The organism is Spiroplasma tabanidicola, from assembly GCF_009730595.1.
GTDB classification, from domain to species: Bacteria; Bacillota_I; Bacilli_A; order Mycoplasmatales; family Mycoplasmataceae; genus Spiroplasma_A; species Spiroplasma_A tabanidicola.
Map to the genome: position 1 here is coordinate 289,751 of NZ_CP046276.1, position 16,640 is coordinate 306,390.

13 protein-coding genes and 1 tRNA gene are annotated in these 16,640 nt (G+C 26.3%); 12 read left to right on the plus strand and 2 right to left on the minus strand.

The genetic code is table 4. The features are described 5' to 3' along the window. Window positions 1-4: 4 nt before the first annotated feature. Window positions 5-1,363 carry an FAD-dependent oxidoreductase gene (locus tag STABA_RS01340; protein WP_156005754.1) on the minus strand — a complete coding sequence of 453 codons (1,359 nt, stop codon included), beginning with the start codon at window positions 1,361-1,363 and terminating at the stop codon, window positions 5-7. Window positions 1,364-1,491: 128 nt separating this feature from the next. On the opposite strand from STABA_RS01340, the gene STABA_RS01345 reads away from it, so the two are divergent. The 8 genes from STABA_RS01345 to gpmI all read left to right on the plus strand — a co-directional run bounded on the left by STABA_RS01345 (window position 1,492) and on the right by gpmI (window position 12,685). Beyond that, a complete protein-coding gene (locus STABA_RS01345; protein WP_156005756.1) occupies window positions 1,492-2,214 on the plus strand; it encodes a hypothetical protein in 723 nt (240 codons plus the stop codon). Between the two features lie 12 nt (window positions 2,215-2,226). Next, entirely contained in the window at window positions 2,227-2,955 is a 729-nt protein-coding gene (gene nagB / locus STABA_RS01350; RefSeq protein WP_156005758.1) for a glucosamine-6-phosphate deaminase, read from the plus strand. 217 nt (window positions 2,956-3,172) lie between these two features. Then, window positions 3,173-5,824, plus strand: coding sequence for a hypothetical protein (locus STABA_RS01355; RefSeq protein ID WP_156005760.1), 2,652 nt, complete (start codon window positions 3,173-3,175; stop codon window positions 5,822-5,824). Between the two features lie 176 nt (window positions 5,825-6,000). Beyond that, a complete protein-coding gene (locus STABA_RS01360; protein ID WP_156005762.1) occupies window positions 6,001-8,604 on the plus strand; it encodes a hypothetical protein in 2,604 nt (867 codons plus the stop codon). Between the two features lie 288 nt (window positions 8,605-8,892). After that, window positions 8,893-9,129, plus strand: a complete 237-nt coding sequence (locus STABA_RS01365) for a hypothetical protein (protein WP_156005764.1) — start codon at window positions 8,893-8,895, stop codon at window positions 9,127-9,129. 396 nt (window positions 9,130-9,525) lie between these two features. Then, on the plus strand, window positions 9,526-10,266 hold the full coding sequence (gene tpiA / locus STABA_RS01370; protein ID WP_156005766.1) for a triose-phosphate isomerase: 741 nt from the start codon (window positions 9,526-9,528) through the stop codon (window positions 10,264-10,266). A gap of 2 nt (window positions 10,267-10,268) precedes the next feature. Continuing rightward, on the plus strand, window positions 10,269-11,093 hold the full coding sequence (locus STABA_RS01375; RefSeq protein ID WP_156005768.1) for a Cof-type HAD-IIB family hydrolase: 825 nt from the start codon (window positions 10,269-10,271) through the stop codon (window positions 11,091-11,093). Window positions 11,094-11,095: 2 nt separating this feature from the next. Further along, window positions 11,096-12,685, plus strand: a complete 1,590-nt coding sequence (gene gpmI / locus STABA_RS01380) for a 2,3-bisphosphoglycerate-independent phosphoglycerate mutase (protein ID WP_156005770.1) — start codon at window positions 11,096-11,098, stop codon at window positions 12,683-12,685. A 36-nt stretch (window positions 12,686-12,721) separates the two neighbouring features. Here the strand turns inward: gpmI and STABA_RS01385 are convergent, their stop codons facing one another. Next, window positions 12,722-13,705: an NAD(P)/FAD-dependent oxidoreductase gene (locus STABA_RS01385; RefSeq protein WP_156005772.1), complete on the minus strand. Its 984-nt coding sequence runs from the start codon at window positions 13,703-13,705 to the stop codon at window positions 12,722-12,724. Window positions 13,706-13,771: 66 nt separating this feature from the next. Between STABA_RS01385 and tsaE the strand changes: the two genes are divergently transcribed. The 4 genes from tsaE to STABA_RS01405 all read left to right on the plus strand — a co-directional run bounded on the left by tsaE (window position 13,772) and on the right by STABA_RS01405 (window position 16,636). Next, a complete protein-coding gene (gene tsaE, locus STABA_RS01390) occupies window positions 13,772-14,179 on the plus strand; it encodes a tRNA (adenosine(37)-N6)-threonylcarbamoyltransferase complex ATPase subunit type 1 TsaE (protein ID WP_156005775.1) in 408 nt (135 codons plus the stop codon). Between the two features lies 1 nt (window position 14,180). After that, window positions 14,181-14,747, plus strand: a complete 567-nt coding sequence (gene tsaB / locus STABA_RS01395) for a tRNA (adenosine(37)-N6)-threonylcarbamoyltransferase complex dimerization subunit type 1 TsaB (protein ID WP_156005777.1) — start codon at window positions 14,181-14,183, stop codon at window positions 14,745-14,747. Window positions 14,748-14,828: 81 nt separating this feature from the next. Further along, a tRNA-Ser gene (locus STABA_RS01400) sits at window positions 14,829-14,919 on the plus strand. A 148-nt stretch (window positions 14,920-15,067) separates the two neighbouring features. Beyond that, the gene (locus STABA_RS01405; RefSeq protein WP_156005779.1) at window positions 15,068-16,636 is read left to right on the plus strand and encodes a PTS ascorbate transporter subunit IIC; all 1,569 of its coding nucleotides are present in this window, start codon (window positions 15,068-15,070) and stop codon (window positions 16,634-16,636) included. Window positions 16,637-16,640: the final 4 nt, after the last annotated feature.

Sequence of the window (16,640 nt, forward strand, 5' to 3'; positions counted from 1 at the left end):
TTTTTTATTTTTTAAAGTAGTTTAATCCCAATACTTCTAATGAAGATAATGTTATAAAGTTATATGGTTTATTGAAGTGAGGTAAGAAGAATATATCAACTAATGGCAATTCATCAATTGTTAATTCTTTTTGTACAGCTAAAGCAAACATATACATAACTTCTGTATGATTATTTAATGAGGCAACTTGTGCTCCAATAATTTTTCTAGATTTTTTCTCTCACACAATTTTAATATAAACATCTTTGTAAGTTGACATAAATTCTGGTCTATCTGAGTCTTTAAACATAACTTCTTCAACTTCAATTCCATATTTATCAGCTAAGTTTTTAGAAACTCCAACTGAAGCCATTTTTCAACCAAATACATCAATTCCGTTTGCTCCTGTAAAACCAGGACTTTTAAGTGTATTTTTTGAAACAATGTTTACAGCTGCCAAAATTCCTGTTCTAACAGCAGTAGTTGCAAGAGCTATTTGTGCATCTTGTTTTAATGAAACATTATAAACTTGTGCACAATCTCCAACTGCATAAATGTCAGGATTTGATGATTGCATAAATTCATTAGTTTTAATTGCTCCTCTATTATCAAGATCTACTATTCCTTTTAATAAATCTGTTTGAGGTTTGACTCCTACTGAAAATACTACATAATCAGCCTCAATTTCACTTTTATCAGTGACTACTTTTGTTACTTTTCCATTTTCACCAACAAATTTAACAACTTTTTGGTTTAAAGCTAAGTTAACGTTTTTACTTTTCATTTCATTTTCAACTAATTTTGTAAATTCCCCATCATAATAAAGTGGCATAATTCTATCGGCTATATCAACAAGACTTACTTCTTTTCCTGCTTTAACAAAGGCGTCCACTAATTCGACTCCGATGTATCCAGCACCAACGACCACTACTTTTTTAATACTTTTATTTTCATTGGCTGCTTTTATCTTTTGAGCATGATGATAATTTTTACAAATTTGTATATTTTCTAAGTTAATTCCATCGATATTTGGAAAAATTGGTCAAGTTCCTGTTGCAACAATTAATTTGTCATAATTGTCATCAAATTCTTCTCCAGTTTTTAAATTTTTAATTCTAACTGTTTTTGCTTTTGGATTAATTCCAACTCAATCGTGTTCCATTTTTGTTTGTACACCTTCGTTAGCTAAAATTTCTGGTGAAGCATAAAACAATCCATTAGGGTCCTTAACTTCTCCTTGAACTCATAATGCAATTCCACAACCTAAAAATGAAATATTATCATTTCTTTCGTATGTAGAAACTTCCATTTCTGGATTTAATCTTTTTAAAGTTCTAACCGCTGTTGTTCCTGCGTGATTTGTACCTATTACTATTGTTTTCATATAAATTCCTTTCTAAATGATATTAATAATATCCACTATTATTTTATGCTTTTTTATAGATTAATAACACAATTTTGAATAGTATTTAAAATAGTTTTTTAGTAAAATATATAAAATGAGGTATAACTATGTTTTTAAGAAATATGGGAGAAGTTGGTTTTTACACAAAAAGAACTAATTGATTAAAATATTTACACGAAGGTAATTTAAATTTTAAGTCAAAAATATACATAAAAAAATTAAGTAAAATAATCAATGACCAATCAACTTTTAACTCTTTTAAATATTGAATTTTATGAAGATGAATAAATAAGAACTTTGAATTTAGTGAATCTTTTGTAAATAGTTTAAGAAAAAATATTAAAAAGCTCGATTTAAATATTGACTCTAAAGAAGAAAATTTTTTATACCAACTTGATGAATTAATTTTTAATGCATGAAGACCTTTAAAAGAACTACCTGTTAGATTTCAACTTGATAAAAAAGAAAAAATCAATTTACTTCAAACTGAAATAAATGTTCATAAAATGATTGATTTAAAAAATACTAAGTTAAAAATGATAGGTAAATTTGATGCGTATTTCTCAAGCAAAAGTATTTATTTAACTGACGAAAAACAAGTAATTAAGTATGAAATTATTTATGATCAAATAATTGATATAAAAACAAAAAGGTATGGAGTTTTAATTGAAACTGTAAAAACAAATTATCTATTTAGAGGTAGAAATAGATTATTAACTTATGTTATTTTACAAAGAATGCTCCCAAGACTTAAATTAGACATCAGCAAAATTATCAATTTATATGATTATTTTGATTTTTGAAACAGTTTTTTTAGTAAAATAAATTAAGGAGGATATCATATGAACGTAATTATCGTTAAAAACGACACACAAATTGGTCAAAAAACAGGGGATTTAATTTTAAATAAAGTAAAAGCAAATAAAAGCGCAGTTTTAGGATTGGCAACAGGTAGTTCGCCAATCTCGACATATAAATATATTATAGAAAAAACAAAAGCAGAAAATATAGATTGATCTAATATAAAAACTTTTAATTTAGATGAATATAAAGGATTAGAACCAACTCATGAACATTCATATCGCTTCTTTATGAATGATAATTTGTTTAATCATATTAATATTGATAAAAATAATACATATGTTCCGAGTGGAGCAATAAAAAGCAATCAAGAAGCTGGTGAATATGACAAAGAAATTGAAAAAGCCGGAGGAATTGACTTACAACTATTAGGAATTGGTACAAATGGTCATATTGGATTTAATGAACCAGGAACTAGTTTTGATTCTATAACTTCAATTGTTAATTTAACAGATGAAACAATTGAAATGAACTCAAGATTCTTTGCTAACAAAAGCGATGTTCCTACTCAAGCGATTTCAATGGGTTTAAAATCAATAATGAATGCAAAAGAAATAGTTTTAATCGCAATGGGAAAAAATAAAGCAGAAGCAATATATCATTTAGTCGAAGGAGAAGTAGGGACTCAATGACCATGTAGTATTTTACAAAATCATAGTAATGTTACAATTGTTGTTGATGAACAAGCCGCTTCTTTATTAAAAAAATAGTAAAAGAATATTTTTATAAAAAATTTATTTTAACTTTATTAGTATCATTTTAATTGATTATTTATGGTTTTGACAAGCATGTGTGCTTGTTTTTTATTTACTATTTAATTACAATTAGGTTAATAGTTTATATAATGTAGCGTAAATGATGGTTGCAAATGATAACTATAAAAATTTTTATGAGTTTTTTTATCTCGACAAAGGAATAGGTGATTATATGAAGCATTTATTATTGATTATTACTTCATTTATGGTGGTTTCTATAGCCGCAGGTGAACCTGCTGTTATGATTCTAGATAATAATAAGGGTGAAGAAAATAATACAGAAAACCTAGATAACAATAATGATCAAGATAATCAGACTTCAATAATTAACCTTAAAAAAGTAGTAAAAGTAAGAAGTTTCAAAGATTTAAAAAAACCAACAAAAGAAAATTTATTAGATTATGTAAAACAATATAATACAAAATTAAATATTGATGAAGTTGAAGTTAAAGACTTTGTTGTTGAAAAAGATAAAGTAGGTTATGCAACAATTAATACAAAAGATGGATCTAAAGTATATATTGGTAGTGTAAAAATCTCATTTACAGTATATCAATACGTTCATACTGATTTTAAATTACAAAAAACAAGAAAAGAAACAGAACCTGAAGAATTTGAAACAAGAGCTACAATAAGGCTGAACTCATATGAAGATATAGCGATTACAAACTTTGATAGTCTGGGAGATTATGTTGAAAATATGCCATCAGTCTTTAATTATGATACAAATAAATTGAAAGTTACTTTTAATAAAGAACAAAAATCAATAAGAGTATTAGCGAAGGCGTTAACAGAAACCGAATTAAGAGTTGAAGTTAGTTCTTTAGATGGTATAGCACAAGATGAAATAATAGTAAATATAAAACCAGATCATATTGCTTTTGAACTTGAAGAGGATAATATAAAATTAGAATTAAAAGGCGAACAAAGAGTTAATATAACTAATTGATCTGCATTAATAAACGATCAAAATCAACCAGATCCTGATTTAATTGAAGTTAATTACAAAAATGTGGTCGATGTATCCATTGATACAACAAGTGAACAAAAAGCAATAGTTATAAAATCTAATGGAAATTATATTGACGACATGATTAATGTAGTGATTTATTCAAAAGATAAAGAAACATATAGAATAATCGGGGTTTCACTTATTAGTGATAATAATAATAGATTCAAATTAGACGAAGCGTATTTTGATGTTTTAGTAAATACAGAATTTAAAATTAAAGTTCACAAATCAAATCTTTCAGATGTCCAACCAAGCTTAAATAAAATTTCTGATCCAGATGCAGTTGAGTTTATTAAGTTTGATGATCAAGAAATATCTTGAAATTACATTATTTTTAGAACAAAAAAAGAAAAAGAAAATGTTAAAATAACACTAAATTCAGTAGCACTACCAAATGCTCAAGATTCTCAAACCGTGATTGTAAATGTCAAACCAACAAGAATTGATTTTAAATTAGAAACAACCTATGTTTTAATGAATGTTGGAGAAACAAGAAAAGTTAAAATTACAAACTTTGATGATTTAATAGATAAAAAAAATTATCCAAAAGTACAATCATGAACTAATCATAATGAATTTAAAGTTACTTTAAGTGAAGATGATAAATCTATTATTATAGAATCTTTAAATACAAGTAAGCCAATCAATGACAGAATTCATTTAAAATCTGATACAGGAGCAGAAGCGTTTGTAGAAGTTAAATGTATAGTACCAGAGGTCTCTTTTCAATTAGAAAACCCTTATAATATGGATTTAATACTGAATTCTGGAACAGAAAACGTTAAAAAATTAAAAATTAAAAACTACGATAATTTAAAATATGAGCAAAATATGCCTAAGGATTTTGATTTAAATATAAACGGTAAACAACTTTCTCTTGATGAAAAAAATAATATTTTAAAAACAGAAATAGATAAAGTAAATAAACAATTAGTAATAACAGCTATATCTGAGAAAGGTTATTCAAATGTTAACTTGACTATAAAATCTGAAAACGGAAGTCAAATGTCTTATTTATTAGATATCGTTAAACCAATTAAATTAGAAGATATTAATAAAGATGCAATTAGTGTAGTTGAAAATGATGAAACGTCAATTTTAACTGCATTAAGACTAGCAAATACTAATACTGATTCTAATCCGGTTAGTGAAGATGTTGCAAGTATTAATGAAGTGGCTTGAAATATGCTTAAAGTAGATGATATCTCTTATAATAGAGCTAGAATTAGTGTTAATCTTGATATAAACGGAAAACCGATAACAAGATGATTTACAGGTGAACCTATATACTTTAAATTTACTCCTGGAAATTATGAAATTGATGATGTTTATTTGTCTACATCACTGGTTGATGAATATTCTTCTCATTCTGAATCAAAATCTGAAAGTTTTTCTGAAGAAAAAACATATATATTACCTGATTCGATTGATAAATTAAGTAAAGTTTATACGAACATAAAACTTACGTTTAACTCTTATTTAGCATATACTCCAAATGATTATAATCCTCCACTTTCAGATGCTGATTTGCTTAAAAATGAAAAAGGTATTATTTCAGTAGCGTTAAAATTAGGAAATAACTCTACTAATGTAGAAATAGATAAAATAGATGCAGAATTTCCAATTAAAGATGATGTAACAGGGATAACAAAAGCAATCAACAGTTTCGATATTAGTTTTGATGGAAACTCAGTTAAATTGAAACTAAAATCATATGCTTATGCATATAGAAAAGGCGGGGCATGAGGAGCTTTACCAAGAGTCGATGCACAAGCGAAAGTAGAATTATTAAAAGCAGAATTAACAGTTTAAAAAATAGATATGATATCTATTTTTTTAATCTCTAAAATTTTTTTAAATTAATAAATTTATTTTATTTATTTTGAGTCAATGTTTAAGGTTTTATTTTAGTTTTATGTTATTAATAAGTTTGAATTTATTGATAGAATTAAATACTATAAAGATAGTAATTTGAAAGGAATGGTAATATGAAAAACTTATTAGCTTTATTATCATCGTTATCAATTGGAATCTCATCAGTGGGTAGTGCAGTTAATTATGTTGTAGATGACAATGTTCCTTCAAAAAATAATGATAATTCTGAGTTGAATAATGCAGATCAAACAGATAATAGTGAAAGTAAACCAAATACTGATGATAATAAAAATAAAGATAAGCGAATAGATTTAGAAAAAGTCATAAAAAGAACTCAGCTAGATCAAGTAAAAATTAATAATGAAGATAACGCAAGCGAACTTGTTTTAAATGCTATTGTTAACATAAATCCAAGTTTAGATAAAAATGAAGTAACAATACAAGATTACGCAACAAATTCAAGTCATGATAAAGGTACTGCGACAATTGTCGCGAATGAAGACTCAAAAAAATACAAAGGATTAGTAGATATAAACTTTTCAATCTTTCATTACTCAAAAGATAATTTTTTATTAGAAAAAAATAATGTAGAAATGAGAATGGGAGAAACTCAACAAATTAAAGTTGTAAACTTTAATAAAGATGAAAATTCCAATTATTATGAATGAGCAAAAGAAAATTGACCTGAAAAGTTTGTCTATAATCCAATTTATATAAAAATCGAGTTTAATTCTGAACAAGGAACTATTGACATAACAGCGAAAGATGATATAAAAGAACCTCCAGCAAGCGAACAAAGAGTAATTGTTATGTCAAACGATAAAAGACCTGGAAATCAACAGGAAATAAAAGTTCAAATTTTTGCAAAATCAATGGACTTTAATTTAGCAAAAACTAGTGTTGACCTAAAAGCACAAAGTGGTCAAACCACTTCGATTTTAGTAACTAATTGAGATGATTTAATTGAAGATTCAAATAGACCAGATAATGAACACTTTTCTTATTCCGCTCCAGCATTAATTTCTGCAAGAGTAGATTATTCAAGAAAATCAGTGATAATTGAAGCAACAGGAAACATTGCAAAGTCAGTTGTTTTAACAGTTGGATCAAGAAACAGAACAGTTGATGTTACTGTCAATTTGATTTATCCTGAAAAACAAGCAGTATTTGAAACAACTTCAATTACAATGACAACCAATTCAACTAAAAATATAAATATAGTTAACTATGATGATTTAAGAGTAGATGAAAATATGCCATCACAATTTAGTATAAATCACCCAAATGCTGTTAAAGTAAGTTTGGACAAAGTAACAAAATCATTAAAATTTGAAGCACAAAATGTTGTTATGAACAATGTTGAAATATCAGTATGATCAAAAAACTTACCAAATAACAAACAAGTAATAAAAGTAAATATTACACCTGAAGATAAACCTTTCCATTTAGATAAAGATTCAGTAAACTTAAAAGTTTATGAAACAACTGAGGTAAATATTTCCAATATGCCTGAAATTCAAGATGGAGATAGAAACATTCCTTCTAAAATTCAATTCGATGCAAGCATTGTTAATGCTTTCTATAATAGACAAAAAAGAGCTATTATAATCACAGCAAAAGATAAAGCTGTATCAAATTATGTAATTAAAGCAACTTCATTGATGGGGCATACAGAAGAAATTAGAGTAAACATTAGTGTTCCGCAAGTTAATTTTGTATTATCTCCAATTAAAGATATGAATGCCGGAGAAACTCAAATAATAGACGTTACAAATTACGGATCATTAATACATGAAGATAATTACCCTGTAAACTTCTCGTTTAATGTGAATGGGATAGTTGACGCAAGATATGATAAAAACAATCATAAAATTTATATTGAATCAAAAAGTGTTTATAAATTTAAACGTGGTTTAGTAATGACTGTTAAATCAAAAAATAATAAATACAGTCAAGATTATACTTTTGATGTAATAAAACGATTTGATTTAAATAATTTTGTTTATAAAAATTTAGGTGAATTTGGTAATAAAGATGCTTCAACAATAACAGATGCTTTTTATAATAAAAATAAAAACAATATAACTTTAGAGAAAGAAATTTATGACGGATTAATAGCTTACGATATTTCTTACTCAAGAGCTAAAATTAAAGCAAATAGTGCTTTAGCTCAAAAATGATTATATGGTGAGGCAAATGTTAATTTTAAAGTTCCTTTAAAAGAAACATTTAATGTAGAAACAGATTACACTGATGCTTATGGGCATAAAAATGATGATACAAGCGAAAGAACAACTTTTGCGACAGGAACAGCAAATACTTCATTAGATAATTTAAGACGTGATTTTTCAAAAATTAAAGTTAATTTATTATTGGATTATAACTGAACAAGAGAATATACACCACCCATTAGTCAAAGTTGTTGATTGGAAAATAAAAATAAAAATATATCTTCAAATTTTAGTCTATATAATACTTCAGAAACATTAGTACATAATGATGGGGAAAAATGAGACGATCTATCAACAAACGAAGTTAAAATATATTTTTATGTATGAATAGAATGATCAGATAACGGAAATAATACTAGTTCATATAAAATTAATATTAAAACGTTGGCTTATATTAATAGAACTAATCTTTCTTGACGTGATTTTGCTATTAATATTGCAGCAAGATCAAAAATTAAACTTTTAAATGTAGAATTTGTTAATTAAGAAATTAGTTTTTAAATAGAATAGACAACCTTAGATAAAGATAATTATTTAAAATGATTTAAATAATTAGTCTCTATAGAAAGGTTGTTTTTATATTTTAAAAGCAATAGAAAAGTAGATTAATTTTATTACCCTAAACAAATTTATAGTTAGTATAAAATTTTTAAAAAATTTCTAAACTTTAAATTTAAAAAGTGAACACATTGAAATAAAGTAATGAGTAAAAGATATAATATTAAGAAATCAAAAAGCAAATTATATTATCCACTTTGTGAGAATAATATTTATATGAAAAAATACATTAAAAAAGAAGGTTTAATAAATAAAGTTAGTTTTAATAATATTATTAAAGCTTCATCAGATAGTAAAGATATAAATATGTCATTAATATTAGAACGTGGTATGTGAGAAATGTACCCAATTTATTCAAATATTATATCTGATGCATCTTTAACTGGTGGAAAAGTTTTAAAAGCAGCAGAAATTGAATTTTGGGAAAAGTGTATGCCTTCTTGCATTAATTAACAAAAACTCAAATTAAAATAGTAAGAAATAATAAGAATTAAAAAACAGTGCACATTATACCTTATTTGAAGAATCTTTTTGAGTTAAATACAAAATATAAATGCGATATTTTATTTGTTTATTTTTACAATTATAATAAATAAAAATTATAAAAAATTTTACAAAATAAATTTATAGACTAAAAAACAAACTATAATAAGTAAGATAATTATCGAACCTAACTATACTATTTTTTCAACTGTTCTACTTATGTTTTCTTTTAAATATTAATAATTTCTTTTCATTTAGACTATTTTAAATTAAAAAGTTATTTTTTATTTTTAATTTGTAATCATTATGCTTTTTCATAGTGATAGAATGTATATTGTATAATAAAAAATAAGTTAGGAGTTAATTATGAGAAAACAAATTATTGTAGGAAATTGAAAAATGTTTAAAACTAATAAAATTGGAGTTAGATTTATTGAAAATATAGAAGCAAAAATCAAAGGAAACCCAAATTTAATTGTAGGAATAGCTGCTCCATCAATTATGTTAAGTGATTTAACAAAAGTTGCTAAAAATATTAAAATAGCAGCTCAAAATTGTTATTTCAAAGAAGAAGGTGCTTACACTGGAGAAATATCAATTCCAATGTTAAAAGAAATAGGAATTGAATATGTAGTAATTGGTCATTCGGAAAGAAGAGATATTTTTAAAGAAGATGATGAATTAATTAACAACAAAGTTAAAGCTTTATTAGAAGCAAACTTAGTGCCAATTTTGTGTTGTGGTGAAAGTTTAGAAATTTATGAAAATGGAAAAACTATGGAGCACGTAAAAAATCAATTAACAAAAAACTTAAATGGTATTAGTGCCAATCATGTAAAAAAAGTTGTAATTGCATATGAACCAATTTGGGCAATTGGAACTGGAAAAGTTGCGACTCCTCAAATAGCACAAGATGTAATAAAAGCAATAAGAGATCATTTAGCATCAATGTATGATCAAAACATTGCGAATGAAGTTTTAATTCAGTATGGAGGAAGTGTTAAACCTGAAAACATAAAAGAAATTTTATCACAACCAGATATTGATGGAGCGTTAGTAGGTGGAGCTTCATTAATTGAAGACTCATATTTAGGTTTAATTGAATAAATATGATTAATAAAAATATTGAATTAATAGCTTTGGATATGGATGGAACTAGTTATAAAAGTTTGGGAAAACATATCGAAAGTAATTTAGAACCTATTAATAAAGTACTTGAAAATGGAAAAAAAGTAGTTTTTGTAACAGGTAGGCCTTTTGAAAGTGAAGCGAATGAGCTTCATCTTTATAACTTTAAAAAAAATGAATCTTTTATGATTGCTTTTAATGGTGCTGTAATTTATGATATTTTGGAAAAAAAAGTAATACAAGAAAATGTGATACAGAAAGGTATCGTAGAAAAAGTTTTTGAAATATTAAATAAAGAAGAATATAAAGATACAAGTATTTGAGCGTATTCAAAAAATAATAAAGGAATTTTTATAAATAAATCTATAGAAGATAATAAACTTGTGGAAGTAGAAACTAAACTTTTTGATGGAATCATCCATATAGTTGGAAAAAACACAATTTTTACAGATTGTTATAAAATTTTATTAATTGATTTTGATAAAAAGTTAATTGAAGAGTTGAAAGAAATTGGGTTAAATGTTTTTTGGCATGATGGTTCTATTTCTGCAGAAGTAACTAGTAAAAATGTAGATAAAGCAATTGCTTTAAAGTATATATTAAAGCATTACAATATTGATCCAAGTCAAGTTATGGCTATGGGTGATGGAGCCAATGATATACCAATGTTAGATTATGCAGGACTATCAATTGTCCCTGCAAATGCAAAAGATGAAATAAAAAAACATGCAAAAGTAATTTCTAAATACACATTTTTAGAAGGTGCAGTTGGAATGGCTATAAAAAAATATATATTAGGAGAATAAATATGAAAGCAAAAAAACCAGTACTTTTAGCAATACTTGACGGATGAGGATTAGCAGGTCCGGGAAAAGGTAATGCAATTTTAGAAGCTAACATGGAATTTGTAGAAAGTCTTAAAAAAGAATATCCATGAGTTGAAGCGCATGCAAGCGGAGAATGAGTGGGACTTCCTGAAGGGCAGATGGGAAACTCAGAAGTAGGACACATTCATTTGGGAGCAGGAAGAATTAAGTATGAATCTCTATCCTTAATTAACAAATCTATTAAAGATGGAACATTTGAAAAAAATGAAGCATTAAATAAAGCTATCATAAACTGCAAAAACAATAATAGTGCATTCCATATTATGGGATTATTTTCAGATGGTGGAGTTCACTCACATATGTTACATATGTTTGCAGCATTTGAAGCTGCAGCAAAAGCTGGATTAAAAGAAATTTATGTTCATTTGTTTACAGATGGAAGAGATACAAAACCAACTGTTGCAATAAATTATTTAAATGATTTAGAATCATTATTTAAAAAGTATGGCGTTGGCTCTGTTGGATCAATTTCTGGTAGATTTTATTCAATGGATAGAGATAAAAGAATGGAAAGAGTTGCACAAGGTTATAAATCATTAGTAGATAGAAAAGATGTTAATGTATTTACTAATCCTGCAGACTATATTAAAGAACAATATAACGAAGGAAAAGATGATGAAGGAATTTTACCTGGTTACAATCAATCTGCTCCAAATGGTTATATAAAAGAAAATGACTCTGTTTTATTCGCAAACTTTAGACCTGATAGAGCAATTCAAATGGCAAGTACATTTACAAATCATGATTATATGGCTTGAAGTTCACCAGAGTTTAATGGATTAACTTTCTTAGGGGATAAAATCTTTTTTGTATCAATGATGGAATACTCAGAAAGTGTTTTATCAAAATACATTGCTTTCAAGCCTATTGAAGTTATAAACGGATTAGGGGAATGAGTAAGTATGAAAGGTTATCAACAATTAAGAATTGCTGAAACTGAAAAGATTGCTCATGTTAGTTTCTTTTTTGATGGAGGAAAAGATTACTTTAAAAATGGATTAGCAACACCTGAGGAAATTAAATTAAAAGGTGCGGCGATTAATCTGATACCATCTACAAAAGAAGTCCCAACATATGATTTAAAACCTGAAATGTCAGCTGTTGAAATTACAGATCAATTAATAAAACAAATTAAAAAACAAAAGTATGATTTAATAGTTTTAAATTATGCTAACTGTGATATGGTTGGACATACTGGAGTTTTAGACGCTGCTATTAAAGGAGTCAAAACTCTAGACGAACAATTAAAAAGAGTATATGAAGCAACAAAAGAAGCGGGTTATGTACTTATTATTACAGCTGACCACGGCAATGCAGAAGTTATGATTGATGCTGAAGGTGGACCGAACAAAAAACACACAAGCCAACCAGTGCCAATTATTGTTACAGATAGAACAGTTAAATTAAGAAAAAAAGATGCTGCAATCGCAGATGTTGCACCAACTATTTTAGAGTTAATAGGAGAAGAAATACCTTCTGAAATGACTCAACCATCATTAATTGAAAAATAATATAAACAAAAAACAAGCATAATGCTTGTTTTTTGTTTATCAACCATTTCCTAGTTTATTTCTATCTTTTACTAATTTATCTATATTTAAAATTGCTTTCATTGCTTCGTAAAATGCAGAAACTATGTTATTTATTTTTCCTTTATATGTACAACAATCTCCTGCTGCATATACTCCTTCGATTGAAGTCATCATATTTTCATCGACTATAATATGATTGTTTTCAACTTTATAATTTATAAAAAAATCTTTTTCCATTTTTCAATCTGCTCCAAAATTCACAACAGCATATTCGAAATCAAGTTTTAAAACTTTTTTTGTTTCACAATTTTCAAGTTCTATTTCTTTTACTAAATTATTTTCTTCTTTCAAAATTGATTTAAATACATAAGGTGTTAAAACTTCTACTCCATTTTTAGCAGCCTCATTAACTCCGCTTAATGCACCTCTAAATTCGTTTCTTCTATGAATCAGTTTTACTGTTTTTGTTCAATTTATAAGTTCATTGGCAAAATCAATTGCAGAGTCCCCTCCTCCAAAAACTAATATTTTTTTATCTTTAAACTTTTTTAAATTATCTATACCATATAAAATATTTTCATAGTCTTTTTCTAAAAGTTTTTTTCTTTCATAAAAACCAATACCAATTGTGCATAAAATCTTTTTATAGACTTGAGTTGTTTTATCTGAAAATGTAACTTTGAAATAATTTTTAATTAAGTTTTTTTCAATGTTTTCATCAATCATCTCAATTTTTTCAACACTACAAAAAAATTTTTGTTCAAAAATACTTTCATCTTTTTCAATCATGTTATACATTTCATCCATAACATTTTTTGCAATTTTTATATCAATTCCAGGTAAATTTCTTAAAGTTTTTGTTGGATAAAGTCTATTGACTTGTCCTCCATATGATTTTTCAGCATCAACAATAGTTCCTGACAAATCATAATTTCTAGCTAGTTTTCATGCATATAAACCAGCTGGCCCAGCCCCAATAATAAGAACATCTTTTATCATTTTTATTGCTACTCCTAACTAAAAAATTATATCATAATATATATTAATGAAATTGGAGATAGATTTATGATTATAAATTCTTTAGAAGAAATAAATAAAGTTGTTAATTTAATGGTACCATATTGCAAAAAAAATGTAGCAATATTATTATCTGGAGATTTAGGTGCTGGAAAAACTACATTTACTAAAAGATTATTAAAAAAACTTGGTGTTAACGAAGTTGTAAATTCTCCAACTTTTGTAATTATGAATCAATATAAAGTAAATAATTTAAATATTAATCATGTTGATGCATATCGATTAAATGAAAATGAAGAATCAGATATGTATTTAGAACAATTTTATAATGCTTTAAATATTATTGAATGAAGTGATAATTTAAACATAAAATATGAACAATATTTTAAAATAATAAAAATATCAATTAAAATAGTAAATGAAAATGTTAGAAAGTTTGTGATAGAAGGTGTTTAATATGAATTTGTTTATAGATACAAGTAATAATAATTTAATATTAATTTTAGAAAAGGATAATAATGTAATTGATAGCTTTGTTGAAAAAAATCAAACAAGACTAAGTGATATAGTTTTAATAGAAATTAATAAACTATTAAAAAAACACGATTTAACTTTAAGAAATATTGAAAAATTTTATATTACAAAAGGGCCGGGTAGTTATACAGGAGTAAGGTTAGCAATAACAATTGTAAAAACTTTAAAAACAGTGAATAACAGTTTTAGAGTTTATGCAATAAGTAGTTTAGCTTATCAAGCAGGAAGTAGTGATTGTGTGAGTTTATTAGATGCCAAGGGCCAAAAATCATATGTTGGAGTTTATCAAAATAAAAGAAATATAATTGTAGATCAGCTTTTACCAGACGAATATATTTGCGATTTTTGTAAAAACTATAAAGATTTTGCATTAATAAAGGATTATTATGAAATTGACTTTGTAAAAAATTATTTAGATTTAAAAGAAAAGTTTGAATTAATTGAAGATATTGATAATTTAGAACCAGTTTATATAAAAAACTTTATTTAAATATAAAACTATTAATTATATATAGATTTTATTAATATTTATATAAACATCACCTTGTTTTTTGTTATAATTCTTTTGTATGGATTGATACTCAAGTTGGTGAAGAGGGCACCCTGCTAAGGTGTTAGGTCGGGCAACCGGCGCGAGAGTTCGAGTCTCTCTCAATCCGCCATTTAGAAATTAATATGGAGTTTAGCTCCATTTTTTTATATTTAATTTTATTTTTTGTATATATTTTGAAGCACTACTCCTGAATAAGTATTTAATAATTAACTTTTAAATAAAGTGTAATAATTTTAGTGGGAGGAGAATTAAAAAATATGAATGAATTTATATATTTTATTAAAGGATTCTTTGGAGCACCTGCTGTTTTAATAGCATTGTTTGCTTTATTTGGATCTATAATGCAAAGAAATAAATTTACTGATGTGTTGCTATCAACTTTAAAAGCAGCTGTAGGTTATTTAATTCTAGCAGGTGGAATTGGTCTTTTAGTATCTACATTAGATGATTTCACAGTTTCGTTTAATCAATTATTTGGATTAACCGGAATTATGCCAAATTCTGATGCATTGGCAGGTAATATTATGAAAGCTATTCCTCAAATAGCTACAATAGCAGCTTTAATGATGTTTATATCAATAATTATCAACATTATGCTTGCTAGATTCTCAAGATTTAAATATATCTTTTTAACAGGTCATCATACTTTATTTATTTGTGTAGTAATAGCTACTATGTTCCATATTGCTGGATTAGACCTATCAAGTGATATTTGATACTTCTTAGTTGTAGGATCAGGAATAGTTTCAATTTATATGTTACTATCTCCAGCATTAACAAAACCATATATGGAATATTTAACACAAGATAAAAAACTATATATCGGACATGCAAATGTTTTTGGATTTGCAATTGCAGGAGCAATAGGTAGATTGGTTGGAAAAATCAAAAAAGGAAAAGTAAAATCTACTGAGGATATAAGATTTCCAAAATGATTAAGTGTATTTTCAAACTCAACAGTTTCAGTTGCTGTAACTATGATTATTATATTTGGAATTACATATGGTTCAATGTGAGGTGTTTATGGTAAAGAACAAATGGTCTCACTAGGAGTTATAGGTTCTAGTGACTCAGTGATTGTAAAAATTTTATTAGATGCTTTAACATTTACAGCAGGAGTAGAAGTTTTAATATATGGAATTAAAACAATGGTTGGAGAATTAATTCCTGCATTAGAAGGTATAAGTCAAAGATTAATACCTGGAGCAAAAATGGCAGTAGATTGTTCTGTTGCATTATATTATTCACCGACTGCAGTATTATTAGGATTTGTATCAAGTTTTGCAGGGGGAATCATAGGATTACTAATTTCTATTGGATTGAATTTAGCAGCCCCAGCGATGATACCATCTGTTATCATTCCAGGAATTATTGCACACTTCTTCACAGGAGGAGTTAGTGGGACATTTGGAAATATAAAAGGTGGTGTATTAGGAGCTATATTGGGAGCTTTTGTAAATGGTTTATTATTATCATTTGTACCAATTTTATTCATATTAATGGAACAAGTTTATGGAGCTCAATTTGATCCAAATAATGTATTACAGTGAGCAGAATCAGACTACTCATTAATGTCATTAGTTGGTTGAATATTGTACTTTGTATGAACAAAATGATTATTGTTAGCTATTGTTCTTTGTGTAATGATTGCATTAATTGTGGATGGAGTAATTTGAGAAAGAAAAGATAGAAAAAATAGACCTGAGTTTTATGCAGAGTTAAAAGAAATTCAACAAAAAATTAAAGCAAATAGAATTGCTGAAAAAGAAAAAAGAAAAGCAGATAAAAAACTTTCTGTAAATGAAAGCAAAGTTAAAAGAGAGTAGGAAA